The 2,393-nt window shown below is 54.9% G+C and carries 6 protein-coding genes and 3 other RNA genes; 8 read left to right on the forward strand and 1 reads right to left on the reverse strand.

Annotated features, from left to right (window positions below):
• Positions 1-6 precede the first annotated feature (6 nt).
• The 6 genes from ACYVG7_RS10530 (at position 7) to ACYVG7_RS10555 (ending at position 1,399) form a co-directional block, all read left to right on the forward strand.
• Positions 7-126, forward strand: coding sequence for a DUF3164 family protein (locus ACYVG7_RS10530; RefSeq protein ID WP_460883076.1), 120 nt, complete (start codon positions 7-9; stop codon positions 124-126).
• A gap of 8 nt (positions 127-134) precedes the next feature.
• Positions 135-356, forward strand: coding sequence for a hypothetical protein (locus ACYVG7_RS10535; RefSeq protein ID WP_460883071.1), 222 nt, complete (start codon positions 135-137; stop codon positions 354-356).
• A gap of 9 nt (positions 357-365) precedes the next feature.
• Positions 366-437: hammerhead ribozyme type II (locus ACYVG7_RS10540), an RNA gene on the forward strand.
• Positions 438-445: 8 nt separating this feature from the next.
• On the forward strand, positions 446-649 hold the full coding sequence (locus ACYVG7_RS10545) for a hypothetical protein (protein WP_460883072.1): 204 nt from the start codon (positions 446-448) through the stop codon (positions 647-649).
• A 7-nt stretch (positions 650-656) separates the two neighbouring features.
• Positions 657-1,328 carry a DUF2786 domain-containing protein gene (locus ACYVG7_RS10550; protein ID WP_460883073.1) on the forward strand — a complete coding sequence of 224 codons (672 nt, stop codon included), beginning with the start codon at positions 657-659 and terminating at the stop codon, positions 1,326-1,328.
• A gap of 7 nt (positions 1,329-1,335) precedes the next feature.
• Positions 1,336-1,399: hammerhead ribozyme type II (locus ACYVG7_RS10555), an RNA gene on the forward strand.
• 119 nt (positions 1,400-1,518) lie between these two features.
• Here ACYVG7_RS10555 and ACYVG7_RS10560 read toward each other — a convergent pair.
• Positions 1,519-1,869 (reverse strand): hypothetical protein, encoded by a 351-nt coding sequence (locus tag ACYVG7_RS10560; protein WP_460883074.1) that lies wholly within the window; start codon positions 1,867-1,869, stop codon positions 1,519-1,521.
• 43 nt (positions 1,870-1,912) lie between these two features.
• On the opposite strand from ACYVG7_RS10560, the gene ACYVG7_RS10565 reads away from it, so the two are divergent.
• An RNA gene (locus ACYVG7_RS10565) (hammerhead ribozyme type II) lies at positions 1,913-1,982 on the forward strand.
• Positions 1,983-2,020: 38 nt separating this feature from the next.
• The gene (locus ACYVG7_RS10570) at positions 2,021-2,254 is read left to right on the forward strand and encodes a hypothetical protein (RefSeq protein WP_460883075.1); all 234 of its coding nucleotides are present in this window, start codon (positions 2,021-2,023) and stop codon (positions 2,252-2,254) included.
• Positions 2,255-2,393 lie beyond the last annotated feature (139 nt).

Below are 2,393 nucleotides of genomic sequence, written 5' to 3' on the forward strand. Positions count from 1 at the left end.
GAGGCGATGGACGCCATTGCCGATGCCATCCAGGTCACCGGCACCAGCACCTATCTGCGCCTGTATGAACGTCAGGGCGAGGATGGCAGCTACAAGATGTTGAGCCTCGATCCAGCCAAGTTGTGAGGTGTGCCATGAGCATCAATCCCAATGAGCCGTTTCAAACTGCTGCCACCATGGAAGAGGTCTACCGCCAACGATTGATCGCGCAGCGACTTATCGATGGCGAGTCGGAGTACCCGGATAACACCTATGAGGAGGGCGTTCTGGACACCATCAACTGGCTGATCGGCTGTGGCTATGTCGCCCCATTGGATGTTGATGCCTACGGCCAGGATATCGAAGAGGACGATTAGCACTTGCTGATGCGAAACAGGGGTTTATGTCGTCCCCCTGTCTGCCGGGCGTGGTTGCCCGGTACTGATGAGCAGCCGAGGAGAGAAACGTGGATACAAACCAATACATTCATACCAGCGTTGACGATGCGCGAACCAGCCTGGAGTGCCGAATGATCCAAGACCCGCTTTATGTGGTGCTGGCTTCAGCCGCAACACTCGTTGAACTCAATGGGCGTAGTGGCCAAAAGTCCCGTCGCATGATGCTGGCTGGCATGGTTCGCAAGGCCATCAAACAAGTGCCAATGGAGTGAGCCTGATATGGATAAGCGGATCCTAGACAAGATCAAAAAGCTGATGGCTCTGGCCGGAAGTAGCAATCCTCATGAGGCGGCTAATGCCCTGCGCAAGGCGCAGATACTAATGCGGGAACACCAGCTAAGTGAGTCCGATGTCGAGTTGAGTGACATCGCAGAACACAGCGCCACGCTGGCCAACCCCAGCAAGGCGCAACCCAAGTGGAGTTCGAATCTGATGGTCATGATCCAGAAGGCCTTTGGGATAACCTGCTATTTCAACCCTGGACTGAGACGCTGCTTTTTTGTCGGCTACCAAGATCGGGCAGAAATTGCAGCCTACTGCTACACGGTGCTGGCGCGTCAACTCAAGACAGCCCGCCGCGAGTTCCAGGCCAGCCTGAATAAGCGCCTCAAGCCAAAGACTAAAACCGCCCGAGCCGATCTCTTTTGTGAGGGATGGGTATCCGGGGTCTATCAGCAGGTGCGCGATCTGGTTCCCAGTGAAAAGGAGCAGGCCTTGGTCAAACAGTACATGAGTGAAAAACACGCCAGGCTGACTGCTGCCAAAGTCCGCGAGGCCAATGCCACCGTACGGGATCAAGACGCCGGTTATGCCGGATTCATCGCGGGCAAACGGGTGAAGCTGAATGCCGGTGTAGGCGGCCAAGAGACGGCCAAGTTGGCCTCATTCTAGGGGCAACGAGCGAAACGGCCGAACAGGCCGTCTGCCGGGCGTGGTTGCCCGGCACTGATGAGCAGCCAAGGAGAACCCATGAGCAAAGTAGTCATAAACACCTTATGGCCAGATGGTGATGCAAGCCATAAGGAGGCGCACGCAGAAGCCAAGCAAATCCCACTAAGCATCTTGAACGAGCATCGAGCGGCTATTGAACAAGCATTTGGGGAAATGGCCAGCGGTGCTCCTGAATGTAAGCCAGTAGGGGTTTGCCAAGCACAACCTCTGACGTCCCAACAAGGAAATCACGAGGGAACATCAGGTGGGAATTGATGGTTAAAAAAATGATGTATTGCGAGAGCAATTCATAAAGAGCCGATTGTTGCGATGGCGTCAGCCCTAATGCGTCTTTGATGGAGAGAGGGGTGGTACTCAATCTTGTGAAGATCCACTCCTGCGTCTCCTTGGTAATGTTCCTGTTTGGGGTCCGATTGCCAACCATTAATTGGGTGAAGTTGTATAGGGGGGCCACGACTTCACTTGCGGATAGCTGATTCATGAAAGCTCCATTCTCATATGGGTAAGTAGGTCGATTATTGATCAAGCGAAACAGCGGGGTATAGCCCTTCTGTCTGCCGGGCGTGGTTGCCCGGTACTGATGAGCAGCCACGGATCCGGGTTGTTCTCCACCGGAAAGGAGACAACCGTTTATGTATGACAAACAAAAGCTAGACCTTGACCTCAAGCTGATTGCGATTGGCAGCTTATGGGCCATTGCCATGACGCCTCCGCAGTTGCGGGAAGTGATGTGCAGTTTGGGGAGATTGATTCGCCAGGCCAATACGCTAGGGCACCAGGCGATCGCTATGGATGCAACCCGCGACTGGCGCAAAGCCCGCCGCGCCCTGCGTGCTTACTACAAGGAGAACCGCCATGGATGCTGAACAAATCACCCAGGCCGCGCAGGGCATTGCAGCCCTTCGGCCACGGATGCACAGCAAGCCCAAGGCGGCTCCGGCTAGTCAGGCTTGGCGAGAGATTGAAGTGTTAAAGGAACAGGCAGAGCTGGTTGAAATAGTGCGG

Source organism: Pseudaeromonas pectinilytica, from assembly GCF_054780855.1.

What these genes read in the sequence shown, in the direction of transcription:
- ACYVG7_RS10530 (WP_460883076.1), top strand. Translation starts at nt 7, where the DNA reads ATGGACGCCATTGCCGATGCCATCCAGGTCACCGGCACCAGCACCTAT.
- ACYVG7_RS10535 (WP_460883071.1), top strand. Translation starts at nt 135, where the DNA reads ATGAGCATCAATCCCAATGAGCCGTTTCAAACTGCTGCCACCATGGAA.
- ACYVG7_RS10550 (WP_460883073.1), top strand. Translation starts at nt 657, where the DNA reads ATGGATAAGCGGATCCTAGACAAGATCAAAAAGCTGATGGCTCTGGCC.
- ACYVG7_RS10560 (WP_460883074.1), bottom strand. Translation starts at nt 1,869, where the DNA reads ATGAATCAGCTATCCGCAAGTGAAGTCGTGGCCCCCCTATACAACTTC.
- ACYVG7_RS10570 (WP_460883075.1), top strand. Translation starts at nt 2,021, where the DNA reads ATGTATGACAAACAAAAGCTAGACCTTGACCTCAAGCTGATTGCGATT.